The sequence below is a fragment of the Pseudobacter ginsenosidimutans genome (assembly GCF_007970185.1).
Taxonomy (GTDB): domain Bacteria; phylum Bacteroidota; class Bacteroidia; order Chitinophagales; family Chitinophagaceae; genus Pseudobacter; species Pseudobacter ginsenosidimutans.
Genome location: NZ_CP042431.1, coordinates 550,313 through 571,034 on the forward strand (window position 1 = coordinate 550,313; position 20,722 = coordinate 571,034).

General features: G+C 47.9%; 21 protein-coding genes. 9 read left to right on the forward strand and 12 right to left on the reverse strand.

Translation table 11 applies throughout. The features are described 5' to 3' along the window. Nucleotides 1–101: 101 nt before the first annotated feature. Entirely contained in the window at nucleotides 102–2,237 is a 2,136-nt protein-coding gene (locus tag FSB84_RS02170; RefSeq protein WP_130543117.1) for a hybrid sensor histidine kinase/response regulator, read from the reverse strand. A gap of 79 nt (nucleotides 2,238–2,316) precedes the next feature. On the opposite strand from FSB84_RS02170, the gene FSB84_RS02175 reads away from it, so the two are divergent. Together FSB84_RS02175 and FSB84_RS02180 are read left to right on the forward strand one after the other, a co-directional pair. Beyond that, complete coding sequence (locus FSB84_RS02175; protein WP_130543116.1) at nucleotides 2,317–2,727, forward strand: Hpt domain-containing protein; 411 nt, start codon at nucleotides 2,317–2,319, stop codon at nucleotides 2,725–2,727. Continuing rightward, the gene (locus tag FSB84_RS02180) at nucleotides 2,718–3,413 is read left to right on the forward strand and encodes a LytR/AlgR family response regulator transcription factor (RefSeq protein ID WP_130543115.1); all 696 of its coding nucleotides are present in this window, start codon (nucleotides 2,718–2,720) and stop codon (nucleotides 3,411–3,413) included. Before FSB84_RS02175 ends, FSB84_RS02180 begins: the two co-directional genes overlap by 10 nt. Nucleotides 3,414–4,384: 971 nt before the next feature. Here FSB84_RS02180 and FSB84_RS02185 read toward each other — a convergent pair. From FSB84_RS02185 to atpG, 7 genes are all read right to left on the reverse strand, one after another. Continuing rightward, nucleotides 4,385–4,582, reverse strand: coding sequence for a hypothetical protein (locus FSB84_RS02185; RefSeq protein ID WP_130543114.1), 198 nt, complete (start codon nucleotides 4,580–4,582; stop codon nucleotides 4,385–4,387). 31 nt (nucleotides 4,583–4,613) lie between these two features. Further along, nucleotides 4,614–6,017 (reverse strand): MBL fold metallo-hydrolase RNA specificity domain-containing protein, encoded by a 1,404-nt coding sequence (locus FSB84_RS02190; RefSeq protein ID WP_130543113.1) that lies wholly within the window; start codon nucleotides 6,015–6,017, stop codon nucleotides 4,614–4,616. 23 nt (nucleotides 6,018–6,040) lie between these two features. After that, entirely contained in the window at nucleotides 6,041–6,541 is a 501-nt protein-coding gene (locus FSB84_RS02195; RefSeq protein WP_130543112.1) for a thioredoxin family protein, read from the reverse strand. Nucleotides 6,542–6,584: 43 nt separating this feature from the next. Beyond that, nucleotides 6,585–8,204, reverse strand: coding sequence for a C1 family peptidase (locus FSB84_RS02200; RefSeq protein ID WP_130543111.1), 1,620 nt, complete (start codon nucleotides 8,202–8,204; stop codon nucleotides 6,585–6,587). Nucleotides 8,205–8,475: 271 nt separating this feature from the next. Next, the gene (lysA, locus tag FSB84_RS02205; RefSeq protein WP_130543110.1) at nucleotides 8,476–9,690 is read right to left on the reverse strand and encodes a diaminopimelate decarboxylase; all 1,215 of its coding nucleotides are present in this window, start codon (nucleotides 9,688–9,690) and stop codon (nucleotides 8,476–8,478) included. Nucleotides 9,691–9,907: 217 nt separating this feature from the next. Continuing rightward, complete coding sequence (gene scpB, locus FSB84_RS02210) at nucleotides 9,908–11,038, reverse strand: SMC-Scp complex subunit ScpB (protein ID WP_130543109.1); 1,131 nt, start codon at nucleotides 11,036–11,038, stop codon at nucleotides 9,908–9,910. Between the two features lie 35 nt (nucleotides 11,039–11,073). Next, complete coding sequence (atpG, locus tag FSB84_RS02215; RefSeq protein WP_130543108.1) at nucleotides 11,074–11,955, reverse strand: ATP synthase F1 subunit gamma; 882 nt, start codon at nucleotides 11,953–11,955, stop codon at nucleotides 11,074–11,076. Between the two features lie 242 nt (nucleotides 11,956–12,197). On the opposite strand from atpG, the gene surE reads away from it, so the two are divergent. Genes surE through lpxB form a run of 3 tightly spaced genes read left to right on the forward strand, consistent with a single transcriptional unit; the run spans nucleotide 12,198 to nucleotide 14,434 of the window. Then, nucleotides 12,198–12,986, forward strand: a complete 789-nt coding sequence (gene surE / locus FSB84_RS02220) for a 5'/3'-nucleotidase SurE (protein ID WP_130543107.1) — start codon at nucleotides 12,198–12,200, stop codon at nucleotides 12,984–12,986. Next, nucleotides 12,986–13,279 carry a hypothetical protein gene (locus FSB84_RS02225; RefSeq protein WP_130543106.1) on the forward strand — a complete coding sequence of 98 codons (294 nt, stop codon included), beginning with the start codon at nucleotides 12,986–12,988 and terminating at the stop codon, nucleotides 13,277–13,279. Before surE ends, FSB84_RS02225 begins: the two co-directional genes overlap by 1 nt. Before the next feature lie 39 nt (nucleotides 13,280–13,318). Continuing rightward, nucleotides 13,319–14,434 carry a lipid-A-disaccharide synthase gene (gene lpxB / locus FSB84_RS02230; RefSeq protein ID WP_130543105.1) on the forward strand — a complete coding sequence of 372 codons (1,116 nt, stop codon included), beginning with the start codon at nucleotides 13,319–13,321 and terminating at the stop codon, nucleotides 14,432–14,434. Here lpxB and FSB84_RS30790 read toward each other — a convergent pair. From FSB84_RS30790 to FSB84_RS02240, 3 genes are all read right to left on the reverse strand, one after another. Beyond that, the gene (locus FSB84_RS30790; protein ID WP_165434933.1) at nucleotides 14,428–14,601 is read right to left on the reverse strand and encodes a DUF6728 family protein; all 174 of its coding nucleotides are present in this window, start codon (nucleotides 14,599–14,601) and stop codon (nucleotides 14,428–14,430) included. The genes lpxB and FSB84_RS30790 overlap by 7 nt on opposite strands. A 668-nt stretch (nucleotides 14,602–15,269) precedes the next feature. Continuing rightward, the gene (locus FSB84_RS02235) at nucleotides 15,270–15,650 is read right to left on the reverse strand and encodes a group III truncated hemoglobin (RefSeq protein WP_130543104.1); all 381 of its coding nucleotides are present in this window, start codon (nucleotides 15,648–15,650) and stop codon (nucleotides 15,270–15,272) included. A 10-nt stretch (nucleotides 15,651–15,660) separates the two neighbouring features. After that, the gene (locus FSB84_RS02240) at nucleotides 15,661–17,082 is read right to left on the reverse strand and encodes a chloride channel protein (RefSeq protein WP_130543103.1); all 1,422 of its coding nucleotides are present in this window, start codon (nucleotides 17,080–17,082) and stop codon (nucleotides 15,661–15,663) included. 77 nt (nucleotides 17,083–17,159) lie between these two features. On the opposite strand from FSB84_RS02240, the gene rpiA reads away from it, so the two are divergent. Together rpiA and FSB84_RS02250 are read left to right on the forward strand one after the other, a co-directional pair. Beyond that, nucleotides 17,160–17,852, forward strand: coding sequence for a ribose-5-phosphate isomerase RpiA (gene rpiA / locus FSB84_RS02245; protein ID WP_130543102.1), 693 nt, complete (start codon nucleotides 17,160–17,162; stop codon nucleotides 17,850–17,852). Nucleotides 17,853–17,935: 83 nt separating this feature from the next. Next, nucleotides 17,936–19,375 carry an aminotransferase-like domain-containing protein gene (locus FSB84_RS02250; RefSeq protein ID WP_130543101.1) on the forward strand — a complete coding sequence of 480 codons (1,440 nt, stop codon included), beginning with the start codon at nucleotides 17,936–17,938 and terminating at the stop codon, nucleotides 19,373–19,375. 44 nt (nucleotides 19,376–19,419) lie between these two features. On the opposite strand, the gene FSB84_RS02255 is transcribed toward FSB84_RS02250, so the two are convergent. After that, entirely contained in the window at nucleotides 19,420–19,668 is a 249-nt protein-coding gene (locus FSB84_RS02255) for a helix-turn-helix domain-containing protein (RefSeq protein ID WP_130543100.1), read from the reverse strand. A gap of 561 nt (nucleotides 19,669–20,229) precedes the next feature. On the opposite strand from FSB84_RS02255, the gene FSB84_RS30605 reads away from it, so the two are divergent. Together FSB84_RS30605 and FSB84_RS02260 are read left to right on the forward strand one after the other, a co-directional pair. Then, complete coding sequence (locus FSB84_RS30605) at nucleotides 20,230–20,376, forward strand: hypothetical protein (protein ID WP_158643751.1); 147 nt, start codon at nucleotides 20,230–20,232, stop codon at nucleotides 20,374–20,376. A 43-nt stretch (nucleotides 20,377–20,419) separates the two neighbouring features. Continuing rightward, nucleotides 20,420–20,698: a hypothetical protein gene (locus FSB84_RS02260; RefSeq protein WP_130543099.1), complete on the forward strand. Its 279-nt coding sequence runs from the start codon at nucleotides 20,420–20,422 to the stop codon at nucleotides 20,696–20,698. Nucleotides 20,699–20,722: the final 24 nt, after the last annotated feature.

Sequence of the window (20,722 nt, forward strand, 5' to 3'; positions counted from 1 at the left end):
TCGTTCGTGTAATGACAATCATTTTGTAGAAAAAATGACCACTTACCACAGTACTGCTGTATGCCCTTATTTAGTTTAATGAATTGTTCAGGGGGTGAACCTTATGCACGTAAAGGGGCGACAAGATAAGTAATTTTTGAATGCAGTTCTCCGGGACGGAAGGGCTTATGAATAAAATCAGTGAATCCTTTCTGGATAAGATCATGCTGCATATTATCATAAACAGCAGCAGTAAACGCTAATACCGGGATGGTCCCATTGAGCTTTCGGATCTCTTTCAATGCAGTTGCGCCATCCATTTCAGGCATTTCGAGATCGATCAGGAGAAGATCATAGTTCTCGCGTTTGAACTGCTCCACCGCCTCCCGGCCATTGGTAGCTTCGCCCACGGCAATGCCCCATTTGGTGAGAAATCTTTTGGCAATAGATAAGTTCACGGGATTGTCTTCAGCAATCAGCACGCGTACTCCCTGCAACTGCTGCAACTGGCCGGCATTCTCTTCATGGATATACCTCGGCTTGTTCTCGTTCACTTTCAATTCTACAGTAAAGTGGAAGGCGCTTCCTTTTCCCTCCTCACTTTCCAGCAACAAATCACTGTTGAATCGGTTGAGGATCTTTTTAGTAATGGCCAGACCAAGACCAGTGCCTCCATATTTGCGGGTAGTATTCACATCCGCCTGTGTGAAGCTCTCGAAAATTTCGCGGTGCTTGTTGCGGGGAATACCGATTCCGGTATCCATCACAATGAACTGAACTGTTACCTGAGAACTGGAAGAGAACAACTGACGTACCGCCAGCGTGATCTTACCTTTATGTGTGAACTTGATAGCATTGGACAATAGATTGCTCAGAACCTGGTTGAGCCTTGTTTCATCGGTGATCAGTTCCGTATCCAGTCTTTCATCGATATCCGTTTTCAGTTCCAGCCCACGGGTATCGGCCTGGGAACTGAATTGTGAAGCGATCTTCTCGATGAACTCTTTCATGTTAACCGGTACAGAAGATAGTTCCAGCTTACCCGCCTCCAACTTATGATAATCCAGGATATCATTCACCAGTAACATCATATGACGGGAAGAGAACTGAAGGATATCAAGATGCGGACGCTGACCCGGCAAATATTCTTCCTGAAGCAGCAGATTGGACGCCCCAATGATACCATTCAGCGGCGTACGCAACTCATGACTCATATTAGACAGGAATCGGCTCTTGGTCTTGGCAGCCACTTCCGCAGTTTCTTTCGCCTTCATCAATTCGAACTCCGTCATCTTCACCTGCGACACATCCAGTATACTTATCTTGGTATAACGGGTATCTTTATATGAAAAAGGAACAACACTCACATAGCCGTGGAATGTGCGGCCATTCTTGGTGGAAAAAGCCAGTTCGCCCTGCCAGTTGCGCGCCCCGGTTGCCACTACTTCCTCGATGGATTCGAATTGTCTGATATGATCTTCCTCGAACCATTTTTCGATACTGGTCCCTTCGATCTCCCGCTTCTCATCCACTTCAAACAATTCGATCGCGCGCTGATTACAGCTCGCAATGATATTGGTCTGGGTAAAAATGATGAACACTCCGTCCAGCGAAGTATTGAAGATGGTATCCCCGAATTTCTTTTCCTCCATGATGGCACCTTCATTCTCGCGGTTCACCCGCAGGATAGCATAGGAGAATACAATAGTGGCGCAAAGACTGATCACCAGGTTGCTCGTATACAAACGCAGATAGAGCGCTTCGTTGATGATTTGAATATCGTTCATGAAGGGACAAACCTTCAGACAAACCAGTGATGAAATTATCGTGATAGCATATACAGTCAGCAGTTCCCGGGCATTCCGCCGCATGTTCACCACAAAGGTCAACGCCAGGAAATAAGGGAAATACATGAGGTACTCACCTGCTTTTAGTCCTTCTATATAACTGATCACGATCAGGTAGAGATTCACATTCACGATGGCAATAATACGCCCCGTCTCCAGTTTCCGCCTGGAACCGAAATAGAATGCCACCAGGAAAAAATAAGCGGCTGTGATATTGATCAGTGCACTGATGTAGAGTTTATGGTAGAAATAAGACAGAACAGAAAAAAAATTCACCAGTAATGCAAGGAAAATGAACTGGTTGAATCGGATGATCTTCTTCCGGTGATCTTTGCTCAGCCCTTCGTGTAACCCAGAATACACAATATCGCGGTAAATTGACCACCCGAGATATAATAATTTCTGCTTCATAGAGTTATTGGAATAGGTACCGGAATGATTTTTTCTGGAATACCGAGGTATAACGCAAAAATTCTAAATCTATTTTCTTATGACCCAGCCCGGACCGTCCAAAAATTTCACTTTCAGCGAAAAAATAGATTCGGACTACCTTTTCAGCCTCTATGCTGATGATTATTCTTATATCGAAGAAGTGTATTCCATCACCCTCAGCCATTTTGATGATGACCTTGAAACGATCCGCCAGGCCTGGTCAACCGGTAATCTTTCAGACCTCAAACGCGCCACACACAAGATAAAACCGGCAATGGGTTTTGCAGGCCTTACCGGCATTCAACAGCAATGCATGGAATTTGAAGAGCTTTGCCAGAAAGTTCAATCGATCCTCCCGTTGAAAGAAACTTATCATCAACTAATTACTACTTTAGCCAACAGTAAGGAGCTGATAGTTTCCGAATATGAAAGATTGAAAGCCTATAACGCAAACACCCTATGCCCCTAAGCTGTATTATTGTTGAAGATCTGCAGGTAGCTGCCGATTACCTGGGCCGCTGTTGTGAAAAGAGCGGTCTCGTAACGGTAAAAGCCCATTACACCAATGTGGCCGAAGCACTGGAATACCTGAACAAAAATGCCATCGACCTCCTTTTCCTGGACGTTGAAATGCCCGGCGCTACAGGGTTTGAGCTACTGGACCAACTGGCTTATCATCCCAAAGTGATACTCACCACCTCCAAATCGGAATACGCATACAACGCTTTCGAATACAACGTAACGGATTTCCTGAAAAAGCCTTTCACCTACCAGCGATTCCTGGACGCAGTACATAAGCTGATCCATCAATCCAGCCAGGATACCCCGGCTCCATCAGGAAACAATGATCATATCTTCATCAAAAGCGAAGGCAAACTGGTAAGGCTGAAGAATGATGATATTTTATTCATGGAGAGTATGGGCGACTATGTGAAGTTTGTGACCAACGATAAGAAATTCGTTACGCACAATACCATCAAACACCTGGAAGAGAAGATCAATAAGCAATGCTTTATCAAAGTGCATCGCTCCTATATCATCAATATCACCAAGATCGATGATATCCGGGAAAATGACCTTTTTATCAAAGGACATGAGATCCCCATCAGCAAGGCACACCGGGCGGAGATCATCAAAAGGCTCAATATTATCTGAATATTACCGCTGGAGCAGACCATTCGTCGGGCAAAAAGGAGGTTCCAACGGCCATTTCCTCCCTGTGGACTAAAAGATTTTCTGTTTGACCATCCATTTTACATCTTTGTTGTGTCAAAGGATAGCAACAAAATCAAAGCTAACTAGCTCTTTATAAAGATATTATTTGTGACGGTTATCTCTAATACACCCTACCTCCAAAAGAGGACAATGAAGTCCGTACAGTATGAAAACTAATGAGTAAACAGATCGATACCCTTACTCATATAATATTGGGATTTCATTCAGGGGGCTGACCTTAGGTCTGCCCCCTTTTTTTATATAAAAAACTTTCTGCATCTTTGTTTTACCGCAGCAATGCAGTCGCCCGGTATCACGAACCGGGTTGTTCGCGAAACCCGCAATCCAATTCCCACTGAAGAATATCAGATAGCATACATCTCCTCGGAGAAAAACCAACGCAATATCCATTGAAGGAATCGTTGATAATCCATTGTTCCGGGAAGGCCCGTTAAATCCAACCCTATTAGATTTTCTCAAGTTATAGTTTGATTACCCATGGTAAAGAATTCAAAGCCGCTGTCGTGAAGCGGCTTTTTTAATTGTATAAATTTTTGGGGGTGGGTGTTTGAAGGCTGTGAAACAAACCGGCGCTTTTGAGGCTTTATTGGGATTTTGTAGGGAGGATGGGCTGTGGTATATCGATGAGCTTTGTAGCTTTTGTTTCGAAGGCCTTCAAACACCCACCCCCAAAAATTTCACAATCTCCCCGGAGGGGTTCGCCGTAATGGGGTACAGGTGCAGCAGTAGAAAGAAAAAGAGCCCGCAGCGATTTGTGTTGCGGGTGCAGCAGTAGAAGAAAGGAGCCCGCAGCGATTTGTAGTGCGGGCGCAGCAGTAAGCATGAATAGCAAATCACCCTGCTGAAACGATATGTCGCAGCAGGGTGATGATTGTTTATATGATTTCTTGCTATAGTTGAATGGGTCTGTAAGCAAGTGCTTTGTCCACTACCTGTTCGGGTGTGAGATCGTCATAATAGATGTAATTGCTTACTTCAGGATCGGCAACTTTATCCATCAACAGGTCCAGCATGGCGTCAAGCTCCTGTTCAGTGCCCTCAGCCATCATGATCTTTTCAACCAATCGGATCAGCTCTTCTCTGGTCATTGAGGATTACATTGATTATTGTTACGCTTTATTATCCCAGTCCGATTTCGTAGTGACGTTCGGGGATCTCGATGTCCAGGAAGCCTTTCTTCAGAAGGCGCTGACGGAATTGTTTTTGAACGTCGTACTCTCCGTGAACAAGGAACAGTTTCTGCACCTTGCGGGGATCCTGGCCGGCAAGGAACTGGCTGAGATCTTCATAATCACCGTGAGCGCTCATGCTGCGGATACTGCCGATCTCGGCATGTACTTCGTGCAGCACACCGAAAATACGCACTTCCTTTTCACCAGACATCAGACGGCCACCGAGTGAATTGGGCTCACAATAGCCGGTCATCAATATGGTATTGCGGCTGTTCTCGATATTGTTACTGATATGGTGCTTCACACGACCGGCATCAGCCATACCGCTCGCAGAGATGATCACACATGGTTCATTACGATAGTTGAGCAGTTTGGATTCATCAACGGATTTGATGTATTTGAGACCACTGAAAAAGAATGGATCACTATCGGTTTGCAGTAAACGCTGTATCGTTTTATTGAAATACTGCGGATATTTTTTTAACAGCTCTGTGGCCTCGATACTGAGGGGACTGTCAACAAAATAGTCGAGAGGCGGAAGCCTGCGCTCCAGTTCAAGTTGATTGAGAGCGAAGAGCAGCTCCTGGGTGCGGCCCACACTGAAAGCGGGCATGATAAGCTTTCCTTTTTTCTGAAGGCAGGTTTTCTCGATCCATTGCAGCAGCATATCCGGAGTAGTGGCATGCATATCGTGCAGGCTGTTGCCGTAAGTTGATTCAAGCAAAATGAAATCAGCCTGATCGAAAGGCGCGGGTGAACGAAGGATCACATCGCGGTAGCGGCCCACGTCGCCACTGAATGTGAGGCGGGTGGTTTTGCCGTTCTCAGTAATGCGAAGATGAACGGCAGCGCTGCCGATGATATGACCGGCATCGGTATACAAGAGTTCTACGTTATCGTCTATACGAAACCAGTTGTCGTACTCCACTGTTCTGAAAGCACCCATCGCGGTAAGCGCATCTTCGGTATTGTATAATGGAGTGAGGTATGGTAATCCATCTGCAATGCGCCGCTTGTTGATGAATTTGGTCTCATCTTCCTGGATGCCACCGGAATCTTCCAGCAGGATGGCTGAAAGCTCTTTGGTTGCGGGCGTGCAATATACTTTTCCGGAAAATCCGTCTTTGATGAGTTTGGGGATCAAACCACTGTGATCGATATGCGCATGCGATAAGATCAGCGCCGTCACTTCTTTTGGCTCGAAGCCCCAGGTCCTGTTGAGTGTATCTGTTTCGCGGCCCATTCCCTGGAACATGCCGCAATCCAGTAAATATTTATTTCCGTTCTTGAGCGTCAGTAAATGTTTGGAGCCAGTTACCGTTCTGGCGGCTCCGTGGAAAGCAATCTTCATGAAGGATCAGAATTTTAGTTCAACTACCACTTTTTGTATTGTTCACCGTCCAGCGCTTGTGGCGCCCAGTTAGTGAAGAAGGTCATTACTTTATTCTTATCATATCCTTTTCCTGCTTCGAGCAGACCGGAATCCTGTGTGTGCAGGCGGTTGCCGGCAGCATCAAGCACCAGGAATACGGGGAAGCCGAAACGCTGCGGATATCCATATTTAGCGAGGATCTTTTCGTTCTTGTTCTCTTTGCTGTAATTGAGATGATACACTACATAATTGGCTTTTACCAGTGAATCGATCTGCGTATCGGTGGTTGCATAATCATTGAAACGCGCACACCATACGCACCAGTTGCCACCGATCTGAACAAATACATGCTTCTTTTCTGCCTTTGCCTGGGCGATGGCTTTTTTCAGTCCTTCTTCCGCATTTTCAGTTGGGCTGTACAATTTGAAATTGGCCATGTCCTGTGCGTTGGCAACAAATGCCGTGCAGGCCAACAGGAGTGCGAACAAAAATTTATACTTCATAATAAACGGGGTGTAATTTTTTTAAAGGTAAGGAGAATTGCAGTTATCGTTTTGTTACTTCCACGATGGCGGCCATCACCTGTTTGCCGCCGGCGGGCGCCGTGAAACTGATAGTGCCCTTGCTGGTCGGCTGGAAACGCAGTCCCTGTGCCAGTTGCCCGCCCAGTGCGGCATTCACGCGACTACCATAATCCGATGAAGGATTGCTGCCGATCTTTCTGTTGGTCTCATACCAGTCCAGCGGCTCCTTGCTCACTACCACGGCCATCACGTCGCGGGTACCGATGCTGTCCGGCGTCATGCTTTTATCATGAGGAAATAAACGGAAACCGGTGATGCCGCAGAAAGGAGAATATTTTGTTTTGGTTTGATCGTCAGCTTTGGGGTAAGGGAAAAGCGTATAACTGGTACCGTCAGTTTCCTTTCCAAAAACATAGATATAACATTCACTGCTGTTGCGCACTTCCATTTTGAAGCGGCTGCCGATGCTCATGGGTGATACAGTTTCAAAAACATTGCTGCCGCCTGTGCTGCGCAGGGCTGCATAACCACCGGCCACCATCTTATTACCTTCCTGCCTGACCTGCACCAGGCCTACTTCACAGGTGAAGGGCTGATTGGCTGCAGCACCGGTTTTGGGCATGGGCTCCAGTCCATATGCTTCTCGCACGAAATATTTGAAATGATTGTAACGGACCCAACCAAATCCATTCACGCCCCATTGAGGTCCCCAGCTGTTCATGATATGGAAGGCGCCGCCGTATTTCTTATCATCATAACCCACCACGCACATGGCATGTCCTCCGAATCCCACCATACGGTCATCACCGGCCTGCGGATCCCAAACATCCTGTCCCATCATGCCCTGCATGAAGCTTTGCCCTACCATCATGCCGATCACTACCGGCGCACCTTGTGCAAGATTTTCCTTGATGGCACGCATATCGATGGCATCATTGCGATCGCCAAGTGATAGTCGGTTGAAGCCGCGCATCTTGAATTGAGAGGCTTCGCGGATCAGGCTTTGATCGGGTTGCCGGGTACAGTCCTGGTCAGAGTAAGGGAATTTATCGTAAGGCACAGAACCCTGTTTGGTCATGTATTCCATGGCGCGCAGGATGTAGGAGCCCTGGCAGCCATCGAGACCGATCTGGTTGTACAGGAAGGCCGGACTGAATTTCAGCTCTTCGCCTTTCACGCCGCTGCGACTGGATTCCAGCACAGTGCGTGCGGCATAGGCGCTGCTCCAGGCCACGCAGCTTCCCTGCTCTCCCTGGTTGCCGACTGCAGGCGCAAAGGAGGTGAGGCTTGCATTATCAGGCAACGGATTTTTTGTGTTGTCGTCTGCGAGCGGCTCATAAATATTGGCCCGCTCAAATTGTTTAGGGTCCAGGAAACCACCTGTGGCAAGCCCTCCGGCGATCTGGCTGAGGTCGCCCATATTGCAGCCACCGCCGCCGCGGCCAAAGAGAAAATAACCAATGCCGCCAATGATCAGCAATACAATGAGGCCCTTGCCTTTGAATAAACCGAGTAATAAGGGAAGCAGGTTAAATAAACCTCCGCCTCCTCCGGGGAATCCTCCCCCACCTCTGCCCCCACCACCACTGTCGCTGTTACTTTCCTGAGGATCCTGCGGATCATCAACCATACGAATAGGCATAACGAATGATTTGGTTATGTATTAAAAGTAACAAGAAATCAGGGAAATATATGTAAACAAAAAGAGCTGCACCAAACCCCGGTGCAGCCCTGGTTGAAAACCCAGTAGTAAAGATGATTTTTAAACCTAAAGCACTTCGATATACGTAAAAACAAAAAGGCCGGATTGGCAATAAGCCATCCGGCGCAATATTTTTTTCAGAAAAAAGTAAATTATTTCTTTTGCAGGTTTGCGTCAGCGCTACGCCAACAGGCAATTTTTAACCATGCAATTACAGCACTTCTATCTGATTCCTCAGGAGGTCCTCAAACTGATCGCGCTTGCGTATCAGGTGAGCCTCACCGTTAATCACCATCACTTCCGCAGGTTTGTACCGGGAGTTGAAATTAGAACTCATTTCAAAACCGTAGGCGCCGGCATTATAGAATAAAAGAAGATCGCCTTCACGTACTTCATTCAGGGTACGGTCCCAGGCGAATGTATCGGTCTCGCAGATATTTCCTACCACAGCATACTTTCTCTCAGCACCATTTGGATTGCTGATGTTAACGATATGATGATAGGAATCATAGAACATCGGGCGGATCAGGTGATTGAAACCACTGTTCACACTCACGAACGTAGCTGCATTGGTTTCCTTGATCACATTTACCTGTGTAACAAGGTAGCCGCACTCGCTCACCAGGAACTTGCCCGGCTCGAACCAAACCTGTAAGGGTTTTCCTCCGGGGATAGCATGACTGGCGAATGCCTCCTGTACTTTCTCTGCCAGCAGATCAATATCGGTTGAAACATCTCCTTCTTTGTATGGCACTTTGAATCCACCGCCCAGATCGATGAACTCCAGATGTCTGAAATGCGGGATGAGACTGAATAGTACTTCGATGCCTTTCACGAACACTTCCACATCCTTGATCTCACTGCCGGTATGGATATGCAGATCGCTGATGCGGAGATCGTACTTGTTCACCACATCCGCTATCAGGTTGATCTGGTCAACAGGAATACCGAATTTGCTTTTATCATGACCGGTGGAAATCTTGAGATTGCCGCCCGCCATGATATTGGGACGAAGGCGAAGACCTACAGGATAGGTATTGCCGTATTTAGCACCGAATTTTTCCAGGTTGCTGATGCTGTCGATATTGATGATCACTCCCAGGCTTACTGCCTCTTCGATCTCGGAGAATGCGATGCCATTGGAGGTATAAAGAATGCGGGTATTGGGGAATCCGGCATGAAGGGCCAGCTTCACTTCATTGATGGAACTGCAGTCAACATTCGCACCTATGCTACAGATATACTTCAGGATATTGATATTGGTAAGCGCCTTGCAGGCATAGAAGAAAACAGTGTTGCTGTTCTTAAAAGCAGTGGTCAGTTTCTCGTATTGCTCTTTGATCTTTTCTGCATGATAGACGTAGAGCGGCGTTCCGAAATCAGTAGCCAGTTTAGACAGGTAGTCTGGGGATAGATGCTGTGACATAGTCTGCGAATATACGAACAAAGCGATGTAACGAATGTTAGCGGAAAGGGGAAAATTAGCTGATCGGAGAGCAGTCGCTCGCGTCCCCGCGAGTGAGTGACTTTTGTTTAGCTGCTTCCGGCGAGTGACTGCTGCACCCTCTGTAGGCAAAAACAAAAAGCAGCTCCCTGAGGAACTGCTTTGTATGTTTTAGCAGGCCTGAACTCCTGCTGAAAAATCAATTTGACTTCTTTTCTTCGTCTTCTTCGTCATCAGATTCGTCTTCATCATCGTTATCTTCTTCTTCGTCTTCATCCTTATCATCGTCATCATCATCTTCTTCGTCGTCGTCTTCGCCTTCCTCCTCATCATCGTCACTATCCTCATCGTCTTCATCATTGCCTTCCTCTTCTTCATCATCTTCTTCGCCTTCCTCATCCTCCTCTCCATCCTCTTCCTCACCTTCTTCTTCGCCTTCAGTATCTTCTCCGTCCTCTTCTTCTGATTCTTCAGCATCATTCTCAGCCGATGCTTCAACTTCAATATTTTCTTCGCTTTCTGCTGTTATTTCATCTTCACCTTCAGGGCCGGGATCCTCTTCGGTTTCGGTGATAAACACTTCTTCGATCAATACACCATCTTCATCCACTTTGAAAGTTATATTTTCTTCCGTGGTGATGGTAGTATTTATTTCTTCTGCATTTTCTCCTTCCTGCGCAACAGTTCCTTCCTCTTCAACCGGATTAAGCGGTTCGCCATTTTCCATGGCCGCAGCGGCGCTTTCTTCCAGGGCTGCTACTACAGAGGCACTCACCATGCTATCGTCGAAAACTTCTTTGAGCTTTGGCAGGTCTTCCGCGGTATTGATACCGAAGTAGTCCATGAAGTTCTTGCTGGTCGCATATACGAGGGGGTGACCAGGCAGTGCTTCATTGCGGCCGGTGATCATCACCAGTTCTTTTTCGAGCAGCTTCTGAATAGCGTAATCACTGCTCACACCGCGGATGGCTTCGATCTCGGCCTTGGTCACGGGTTGTTTATAAGCGATGATCGACAAGGTTTCCAAAGCTGCGGAAGACAGGCGCTTCAGGAATTTGTCGCCATTCAATTGGGCCACAGTCTTATGATAATCTTTCTTGGTCAGGAACTGCCATCCGCCGCCGCTCTCGCGCACTTCAAACGGGTAGAATTCGGATCTGTATTTTTCAACGATCCCTTCCAGGGAGGATTCTACCTGGTCCAGCACGATCTTATCTTCCATGAACCCGAATGCATTATTGATCAATTCGGTGATCTCCAGAGACGTCAGTGGTTTTTCACTGGCGAAGATCAGTGATTCGATGTGCGGTATGAGGTTTCCGATTTCCATGCAATCAATTGGCGGATTTAGATAACCGTTAAGAATTATCCCTGCAGAGCTGCTGCACCACTTACGATCTCTGTGAGCTCGGTAGTGATTGCGGCCTGACGCGCACGGTTGTAGCTGATCTTGAGTGAACGCAACATTTCGTTGGCATTCTCAGTGGCTTTATCCATGGCGGTCATACGGGCTCCATGCTCGGAAGCGTGTGCATCCAGAACGGCCTTGAACAGTTGTGTGTTCAGGATCTTGGGCATCAGTTCTGCGATCAGTTCTTCCTTGGCAGGTTCGAAGATGAAGTCGCTTTTCTTGGCGCCTTCTTTTTTCTCCACTTTAGGGATGGGGAGGAAGCGTTCTACCACAAAGCGCTGGGTAGCGGCATTCTTGAATTCACTGTACACGATCTCCACTGCATCGAATTCTTTGGATTCGAAAGCTTTTACTGCAGCCTGCGCGCATTGTTGCACGCTTTCGAAGCTGAGGTGGAGGAAAATATCTTTGAAAGTATCGGTAGCGTTGAATTTGTTCTTGGCAAAATGCTCATAGCCTTTTTTACCGATGCTCCAGATCTGCACATTGCCTTTGGCAAATTGTGCGGAGTATTTTTCTTTGATGGTATTCTTGGCTGCTTTGATCACGTTCGCATTGTAAGCGCCACAAAGTCCGCGGTCGCTGGTGATCACGATCAGCAAAACTTTTTCAACAGGTCTTTCCACTGCCAGGTTTCCACCGAGATCCCCTTCAGAGCTGCTCACGATATTGCTCAGCACTTCCTGGAGTTTGCGGCTGTATGGACGCATCTGCACGATCGCATCCTGCGCTTTTCTCAGCTTGGCGGCGCTCACCATTTTCATCGCTTTGGTGATCTGCTGCGTGTTTTGAACCGATTTGATCCTGTTACGAACTTCTTTTAATTGACCTGCCATGTTTTGCGTTTAAATATCTAAGGCTCAGAGCGTAAGTTAAGATCTTCATTTTACCGCGCAAAGCCCCGGACGTGAAACCTTAAAAATCGGCTGCAAAGGTAGGTCAAAGCGATGATTTTTCCATCTGGTGGGGGAAAATTGTGGTATACCTGTGGATAGCAGGCAACTGGCAGGTTAACCGGGTACGTCCGGCTTGCAGCTCCCTGATATTTCTGGCCTTTTTTGCTTTATTTTTGTTTCGCATGAGTAAGAAGCAAGAACAGGAACAACCGGTGATCCTGATAACAAACGACGATGGAATTACTGCCCCTGGCATCCGCAACCTCGTGGAAGCCGTGAAAGATCTCGGAAAAATCGTGGTAGTGGCCCCTGATAAGCCCCAGAGCGGAATGGGTCATGCCATCACCATCGGACACCCACTTCGCCTCCACCCCGTTCAGGTATTCGATGGAGTGGAAGCCTGGCAATGTTCCGGAACACCGGTGGACTGCGTGAAACTGGCCGTAGACAAGATATTGCATCGCAAACCAGACCTCTGCCTCAGCGGCGTCAATCACGGAGCCAATCACTCCATCAATGTGATCTACTCCGGAACCATGTCGGCCGCCGTGGAAGCCGCCATCGAAAGTATCCCATCCGTAGGATTCTCATTGCTGGACTATAGCGTGGAAGCGGATTTCACCGCCGCCCGCCAATATGCGCGCCTCATTGTGGAACAATTACTGGCCACTCCGCTGGACAGGCATATGATCCTCAATGTGAACATTCCCGCACTCCCGCCGGAACTCATCAAAGGACTCATGGTTTGCAGGCAGGCATATGCGAAATATGAAGAGGATTTCCTGGAACGCAACGACCCGCATGGAAGAAAATATTACTGGCTGACCGGAGAATTCAAGAACATGGACGAAGGGACCGATACCGATGTGTGGGCACTCGAAAATAACTATGTAAGTGTAGTTCCGGTACAATTTGACCTGACGAATTACGTTCTTAAGGACAAATTGGAAAAAATGTGGAAACAATCCTGATGTTTAAAAAAGATAACCTTCGCCTCGGGCTGGCGCTCGGCTTCATCGCCCCGCTCCTCAGCCTTGTAGTGTACTACCTGATCAAATTCCGACTGTTCTCCGTGGCCGATTTCCTGGGATACATCGCTGCCAACAAGAAAGTGATCACCGGAATAGTAGTGCCCTGCCTCATTCTCAACATTGCATTGTTCACCCTGTACATCAACACCCGTCGCGACAAAACCGCCAAAGGTATTTTTGCCGTTACACTGGTGTATGCCATCGTTGCCCTGCTGCTGAAGTTTTTGTTGTAAAGAATCCCGCATCTTTGCAACCTAAATCAATCCGTTCGCATGCGATATTATTTCATTGCCGGTGAAGCATCCGGCGACCTGCATGGCAGCAATCTCATCAAGGAACTCAAAAAGCTCGATCACTCAGCAACCATCCGCTGCTGGGGTGGCGATCTTATGCAGCAGGCCGGCGGCGAACTGGTGAAACATTATCGCGATCTCGCTTTCATGGGCTTCATAGAAGTAGTGAAGAACCTCGGCACCATCATGGCCAACCTCCGCTTCTGCAAGGAAGACATCCTTCAATTCAAACCCGATACACTTGTTCTGATCGATTACCCCGGCTTCAACCTCCGCATCGCCGAATGGGCAAAAAAACAGGGCATCAAAGTAGTGTACTACATCTCCCCGCAGGTTTGGGCCTGGAAAGAGAACAGGGTTAAAAAGATGAAGACCACCATCGATGAAATGCTCGTGATCCTCCCCTTCGAAAAAGATTATTATAAGAATAAATGGAACTGGAATGTTGACTATGTTGGTCACCCACTCATCGAAGTAGTGGAAAGCTATCAGCAAGGCAACACGCCTCCAGCCATTCCCAATGCCACCAAGCCCATCATCGCTGTACTACCCGGCAGCCGAAAACAGGAGATCCTCAAAAAACTGCCCATCATGCTGGAAGTAGCACGCAGCTTTCCCGATCACCTCTTCGTTGTAGCCAAAGCACCCGGACAGGAAGATAGTTTCTATGAACCACTCCTTGCGCCCTATCCCAATGTGAGCGCAGTACGCGGACAAACCTATGCGCTGCTCATGCAGTCAGTTGCGGCTATGGTCACCAGCGGCACTGCCACCCTGGAAACAGCGCTCTTCGGCGTTCCCGAAGTAGTTTGCTACAAAGGCAGCAATATCTCCTACCAGATCGCGAAAAGACTGATCAAGGTAAAATACATCTCCCTCGTAAATCTTATCATGGATAAACTGGTGGTGAAAGAATTGATCCAGCAGGACCTCACCCCCGAAAACCTGGTGAAAGAATTGAACGAACTATTGCACAATCCCCAACGCAAACAACAACTGGAAGCCGATTACGCCGCCCTCAGAAAATTACTGGGCGAAGGTGGTCATGCCTCTTCCAAAGCCGCGAAGAAGATCATCCACTTCCTGCATCAATGACGCTTCAGTATCACGAGCTTCACAATAATGATGATGATTGCGATCAGGAACATGATCAGCGAAAGACGGTTGATCCCGTGCATGTACTTCATCCACTGAGTGCGTGGTGCATTGGGGTCTTTCTTTTTGATATATAAATACTCGGCAAGTTGTCTCCAGAATCCCATGGGCTGTGCTTTTCTTCTGCTGCAAAGGTATGCTATTTGTGGGATGCCGTGAGGAAGAGCCGTGAGGGGGTATCGAAACACGGCTGATGAAACAAACCGGCGCGGGAGGATTTCTTTGAGCTATTTGTTGGTTGGATTGGACTGTAGTAATGCCATGGATCTACTTCGCTTATGTTTCAAAGGCCGTGTTTCGATACCCCGCTCCCGGCAGGAGAACCTGCATGTGCAGCGTTGTTTAATGAATGTCTGAAGAATTGCGGTACTCCTTAATTCAATGATCCGCAGCAGTACCTGCCTGAACATCCAGCGTAGGAAAATCATTGTAACGATGCACTAATTAATTTGAACGAATATCAGCTAGGAAAATCTGAATGCAACATAAAGGTGTAAAAAGAAAATGTACTGAAAGGGAGTGTAAGCGGCAGATGCAGGCCAATCAGTGAAATAGTGAGAAAGGGGGCGCATACTTCTATCAGTATGCTGCATCATTCTCCCGCCATAGCATCGTGCTCAGGCAAAGGATTGTGCATAAGGGGCCTTTGAAACGTAAGCGAAAAAGCCCGGCCCTGTTCCACAGTCCCATCAAACCAACCAACAGCTCATCCTCTGCACAACTGCGCTGGTTCGTTTCATAGCCACCGTTGCACATCCTTTGCCGAAAACAAAGATTAATGATATCCGGATATCTTCAACTGCATCACCGTTGCAATCGACACTGCCCGCTGCTCCGCCAGTTCGGCTTTATCGCCTTCAAACAATTCTCGGACAGTTTCCACAAACAACTTCTTCCATCTTTCAAAATGCACAGGCTGCAACGGAATGCGTGCATTCAGCCGTTTGTGAACGAACATGGGATTACCTTCGTATTCATTTCTGTTCAGCAGGATATCACCCCAGAATTTATACATGGTGGGAAGATGCTCGTCCCAGTGATCGCCAATCACTTCATTGAAGATCGGCCCGATCAGATCATCTTTCCGGGCCTTTGCATAGAAGGAATCTACCAGCAATACGATGGAGTTATGATCAGTAATTTCTTGCTTTGTCATTTTACTAACGTTAATGATTATCCGGTTTATTGGTGCTGGTTGCTGATGAAGGGTTTGCTGGTGGTGTTTCAGGCTGTGGCTGCAATGCTGGTTCCAGTCCTGCTTCATGGATGAAGCGATGCTTCAGATGATCGTAGAATGAACGTTTGTCAACCAGCATCGAAACCAGGTAAGCTACCATTCCGGCCAGCATCAGGTGAAAGATCACGTTGTGGCGATCCGTCATTTCCAGCACCAGGATAGCTGATGTGAATGGCGTTCTGGTAACTCCTGTCAGGAAGGCTACCATGCCTGCCAGTATCAGGATATTGGCATCGGCAGGAGTACAATGCAACCATCCGCTCAATACAGAACCCACGCTGGCGCCTGCTGCGAGCGCCGGAGCAAACACGCCACCCGCACCGCCTGTGGTGAAACTCAGCAGGGATCCCAACATGCGGAGGAAGGGCACATACCATTCCACGTGCTTGTTGTTGGTGAAAAGGGTTTGCGTCATGATCTCCTTACCCGATCCTACCATGGAGCTGCCCCAGACAAAACTAATCAGGGCTATCGCCAATGCACAAGCGATAATGTAAATGATTTTTTTGGTGACCTTCCATCGTCCCACGATATTCATCACTCTCAGTATCACACGACACAGCGCGCTGCCGCCCAAACCTGCTATCAGCGCCGTGAGCAAAACTCCGGCAAAAATCCAACCCGACAAATGACTTACGTCAGGATATCCTAGATAGAGGTAAGGTCCCAGCAATGCCTGGGCAGTTAAGCCAGCCAGGATCACGCCAGTGAAAAGGGCTGTTCTGAAATAGCTGATATGCGTACGGGTGAGCTCTTCCACCGCGAATACCAGTCCACCGAGTGGTGTATTGAAAGCCGCGGCCAGTCCGGCTGCGGCGCCGGTCATGATCATATTCCTCCTGGAGATCTTTGGCCACCAGGCTGGCAGCCATTGGTTGATGGTCCTGAAAATGGAACCTGCTATCTGAATGGTAGGCCCTTCCCTTCCTACCACACCGCCACCAAATGCCATCACCAGGCTGCTGACGATCTTCACCCAGATCACTTTCAGGTTGAGGAGCCTGTTGATCTTCTTTTCATCCTTTGGTGTACTGAGTTCGATGGCTGCAATTACCTGCGGAATACCGCTGCCTCTCGCGAAAGGCGCATACTTTTTCACCAGCCACCAGGCAAAAAGGAAACAGACAGGAGTGGCAATGAAAAGGCTCCAGCTTGCTTTGTGCATCATCCATTCAGCGCCTTTCTCTGCGTAGGAGAACATGATCGCGTAAGCTACAGCTACCAGTCCCGTGAGCAAACTCCCGATCCAGAAAGGGATCGCCTGGAGCACGTTTTGCTTCATCCTTTCATTCCTGATTCTGTCGAACATCCGTTTAAGCCGCCGGCGAATACCGGTCAGAAGTCTCACCATAGTCACAGATTTTGGATCGGAGAAAGGCCGGCAAGGTACGCAATCCTGCATAACTGAATATCCGCTAACTTTATGCTATGCTCACAAACGCTGCAATCAAAGAACTGGTAGGCACACAGGCCGCCGAGCTGGTGCAATCAGGAATGACCATCGGTATCGGCACCGGCACCACCATGGAATGGATGATCAGAGCGCTGGGAAAGAAAGTCAACAGTGGCCTCGAGATCCGCGCCGTGTCTACCTCACAGGCGAGCAATGAGCTGGCTGCACAATTCAATATTCCGCTCATCGAACTCAATGATGCCGCAAAGATCCAGCTCGCCATCGATGGAGCTGATGAGATCGATCCGCAACTGCAACTCATCAAAGGCGGGGGTGGCGCCCTCTTCCAGGAAAAAATGGTAGCCGCAGCAGCTGAAGAATTTGTAGTGATTGCCGATGACACCAAACTGGTGGATCAGCTTGGCGCATACCCCTTACCGGTAGAAGTGATGATCTTCAACTGGAAACAGGTGGATAAACAACTGGCAAAGCTGATCGGTAAACCACAGCAGTTGAGATTGAAAAAAGATGGATCCCCTTTCATGACAGACCATGGTAATTATATTATCGATATCTCCTTTGGTGTGATTGAAAACCCCGATGCACTCAACCAGGCATTGCACGATATTCCCGGCGTAATAGAAACCGGACTCTTCCTCGGCATGGCCGGAAAAGCGCTGATCGGGTACCCCGATGGACAAACAGAATGGATCGAAAGAGCCGGCTGAGCCCGGCCAGCCTGCATTCTGTCGCAAACTCCCCTTGCTGAATAGTTCCCATTTTGTTAATTTTGACTATATCAGATTTAGTTATGAAGTCAAAATTCCCGGGAGAAGACCACCTCTACCTGCAGGTTGCAGAAGGGGTTGAAAAGATGATCGGAGATGATATACTCCGCATTGGCGACAAACTTCCTTCAGTGCGTGTGCTCAGCAAGGAACATGGGATCAGTATGGGCACTGCCTTTCAGGCTTACTATCACCTGGAAGGTAAAGGCCTGATCGAAAGCCGGCCAAAATCCGGATACTATGTCCGCTTCAATCCCCGTCGCTTCGCTGATCTTCCCAAGAAGATGGACCCCGTTGTGACGCCCGTTGAGAAAGTGACCAACCAGGACATGATCATGCAGATGATCAAGACCATGACAGCGGAAGACATCATGAACTTTGCACTGGCATCGCCTTCCGTAAATCTTCTTCCCGCCGCACGTCTCAGCAAGAGCGTTGTGCACGCACTCCGCAATGATCCCCACCAATGTCTTCAATACGAACACGCACAGGGCAATCCCGAATTGCGCAAGCAGATCGCCAGGCTCAGTTTCAACTGGGGAGGAAAGGTGAAGCCCGATGAAGTGATCATTACTTCAGGCTGCATGGAGGCAGTGGTGATGGCATTGCGATCGGTTACACATGCGGGTGATACCATTGCGGTTGAGTGTCCCAGTTATTTCGGCATCTACCAGGTGATAGAAAGCCTGGGACTAAAACTGATCGAGATCCCGGCAGACCCCGTTACCGGCATCGACCTGGATGGGCTGGAGCGCGCCATCGGCAAACATTCCATCGCAGCCTGCCTGCTGGTGCCCAATTTCAGTAACCCTTCCGGCAGTTGCATGCCCGATGAACATAAACAGAGACTGGTGCAGATGCTCACCAAACACCAGGTGCCCCTGATAGAAGATGATATTTACGGAGAAATGTATTTTGGCAGGCAGCGGCCACGCACCTGCAAGTACTTCGACAAGGAAGGGATCGTACTCTATTGTTCTTCTCTGTCCAAATCACTGGCCCCCGGCTACAGGATCGGATGGATACTGCCCGGCAGGTATATGGACAAGGTGAGCTCCATCAAAATGATGCACAGCATCAGTTGCGCCACTATAACGCAACAGGCCCTGGCCCATTTCCTGGGGATCGGACGTTATGAATATCACCTGAAGAATCTGCGAAAGGCATTACATACCCAGTGCCTGCGTTATACACAGGCCATCATGCAATATTTCCCGGAAGAAACCCGGATCTCCCGCCCGCAGGGAGGTTTTGTACTTTGGGTGGAGCTCAGCAAACATATCAACACTTATGAATTGTGGCTCGAAGCGATGAAACATCAGATCTCCATTGCACCCGGAAGTATCTTTTCCAACAGCGCCAATTACTCGCACTACATGCGGATCGGTTATGGCAAGCCATGGGACGACAAGGTAGACAAGGGATTGAAAACCCTGGGCAACCTGGTCAGGAAAATGAGCTGAAGCGGGATCAATAAATTATACGGAAGGGTTGGGAAGAGAAATGACTATTCGAAGTCGTACTTCAGAAGATCGGCCGGATGGAGATTCAATCCTTTGGCCAGTTCATAGATCGTAGAGATCTGAACATTGAAACGTCCATGCTCCATCTTGGAAATATTGCTGTCGTCCAGGTCACAGTTCTGCGCCACCTCGCGCAGGCTAAGCCCTTTATCTTGCCGGATCTTCTGCAGATGCGCACCAAACTGTTGCTTCAGCTTAGTGTAATCCTTCTTGGTTTTTGTTTTCTTTTTCATAGGCTTGATTGAACTACTTTGATCGTTTAGCATAGACAAGGTGAATGTTTTTTGAAAAATATTTGCGGTAATAAATAACCGTAATCTAAAATTTTATTTATATATTTGTTCTGATTTCACGACTTCCACTTTCCCACATCACAAGGTACAAGGCATCTTTCCTGTTACGATGTAATGTTTATTGACATTGCGGCTTCGTATGCGCAATACTGTCAACCGGATTTATTTCACCACAATTTTCCCATAATGGATCAAATCCCTGCCTGGACGGGCTTTCCGTTCCTGCCGGACCCTGCTTTGCTGTTCCGGCGATTCAGGGAGGGTGATCAGAGAATTTTGAGCATGTTGTTCTATCATTTTTTTCCGCCGCTCTGCTTTTTCGCAAACAGGCTCCTGCACAACGAGGACGCGGCAAAACAGATCGCTGAAAAATGCCTCCAACAGTTATGGGGTGAACGCTCAGGGGTGAAAGATTGGGAGGCCATCAAAATTTTTCTGTACATAAATACGTACCGGCGCTGCACTCAGTTTATCAAAACCCAACAAAAAATTTCAGATACCATGGAAACACCCGGAAACGGTCCGGATATTTCAGAAGAAAAAGTTTTAGCCATGATCGTTCATGCAGAAATACTGAATAGTCTTGAAGACATAGCAGACGCTCCGGAATGGCTTTCCGGCGGGCTTTCATCCCTGTCTGCAGAATGATCACCCTGCATCACCAATATCGAAACAAATGATTCCGTTCCATATGCATGAAAAAACAAAAGACCCGAATCAGGCCATAAAAAATTTCTGTACCAGCTATCATCGCCATGAAGTAAAGCAAATGCTCTGGGAATGGCTCGTAACGGCCATTTCACGCAACCATAGCATCTATGATGATGGAAAGGAAAGAAGCAGTTTATTCCTGCTCTATGAAAACATTATGTTACTGGTAGACGCTGCGTATACAGTACACCAACAAACACCAGCGCCCAACCCTACTGCTCCTGCTAAAAATAAAAAGCCCGGGACCGGTAAGTCCTGAGCTCAATGCTTTCATTAAGGATAA

Excerpts from the sequence above, each read along its gene's own strand:
- lysA (WP_130543110.1), bottom strand. The coding sequence starts at position 9,690 with ATGTCACAGCATCTATCCCCAGACTACCTGTCTAAACTGGCTACTGAT.
- FSB84_RS02225 (WP_130543106.1), top strand. The coding sequence starts at position 12,986 with ATGTTTAAAAAAGATAACCTTCGCCTCGGGCTGGCGCTCGGCTTCATC.
- FSB84_RS02190 (WP_130543113.1), bottom strand. The coding sequence starts at position 6,017 with ATGAAGATTGCTTTCCACGGAGCCGCCAGAACGGTAACTGGCTCCAAA.
- FSB84_RS30605 (WP_158643751.1), top strand. The coding sequence starts at position 20,230 with ATGGAAACACCCGGAAACGGTCCGGATATTTCAGAAGAAAAAGTTTTA.
- FSB84_RS02235 (WP_130543104.1), bottom strand. The coding sequence starts at position 15,650 with ATGACAAAGCAAGAAATTACTGATCATAACTCCATCGTATTGCTGGTA.
- surE (WP_130543107.1), top strand. The coding sequence starts at position 12,198 with ATGAGTAAGAAGCAAGAACAGGAACAACCGGTGATCCTGATAACAAAC.
- FSB84_RS02185 (WP_130543114.1), bottom strand. The coding sequence starts at position 4,582 with ATGACCAGAGAAGAGCTGATCCGATTGGTTGAAAAGATCATGATGGCT.
- FSB84_RS02175 (WP_130543116.1), top strand. The coding sequence starts at position 2,317 with ATGACCCAGCCCGGACCGTCCAAAAATTTCACTTTCAGCGAAAAAATA.
- FSB84_RS02240 (WP_130543103.1), bottom strand. The coding sequence starts at position 17,082 with ATGGTGAGACTTCTGACCGGTATTCGCCGGCGGCTTAAACGGATGTTC.
- FSB84_RS30790 (WP_165434933.1), bottom strand. The coding sequence starts at position 14,601 with ATGGGATTCTGGAGACAACTTGCCGAGTATTTATATATCAAAAAGAAA.
- FSB84_RS02195 (WP_130543112.1), bottom strand. The coding sequence starts at position 6,541 with ATGAAGTATAAATTTTTGTTCGCACTCCTGTTGGCCTGCACGGCATTT.
- lpxB (WP_130543105.1), top strand. The coding sequence starts at position 13,319 with ATGCGATATTATTTCATTGCCGGTGAAGCATCCGGCGACCTGCATGGC.
- scpB (WP_130543109.1), bottom strand. The coding sequence starts at position 11,038 with ATGGAAATCGGAAACCTCATACCGCACATCGAATCACTGATCTTCGCC.
- atpG (WP_130543108.1), bottom strand. The coding sequence starts at position 11,955 with ATGGCAGGTCAATTAAAAGAAGTTCGTAACAGGATCAAATCGGTTCAA.
- FSB84_RS02180 (WP_130543115.1), top strand. The coding sequence starts at position 2,718 with ATGCCCCTAAGCTGTATTATTGTTGAAGATCTGCAGGTAGCTGCCGAT.
- FSB84_RS02250 (WP_130543101.1), top strand. The coding sequence starts at position 17,936 with ATGAAGTCAAAATTCCCGGGAGAAGACCACCTCTACCTGCAGGTTGCA.
- FSB84_RS02170 (WP_130543117.1), bottom strand. The coding sequence starts at position 2,237 with ATGAAGCAGAAATTATTATATCTCGGGTGGTCAATTTACCGCGATATT.
- rpiA (WP_130543102.1), top strand. The coding sequence starts at position 17,160 with ATGCTCACAAACGCTGCAATCAAAGAACTGGTAGGCACACAGGCCGCC.
- FSB84_RS02255 (WP_130543100.1), bottom strand. The coding sequence starts at position 19,668 with ATGAAAAAGAAAACAAAAACCAAGAAGGATTACACTAAGCTGAAGCAA.
- FSB84_RS02260 (WP_130543099.1), top strand. The coding sequence starts at position 20,420 with ATGCATGAAAAAACAAAAGACCCGAATCAGGCCATAAAAAATTTCTGT.
- FSB84_RS02200 (WP_130543111.1), bottom strand. The coding sequence starts at position 8,204 with ATGCCTATTCGTATGGTTGATGATCCGCAGGATCCTCAGGAAAGTAAC.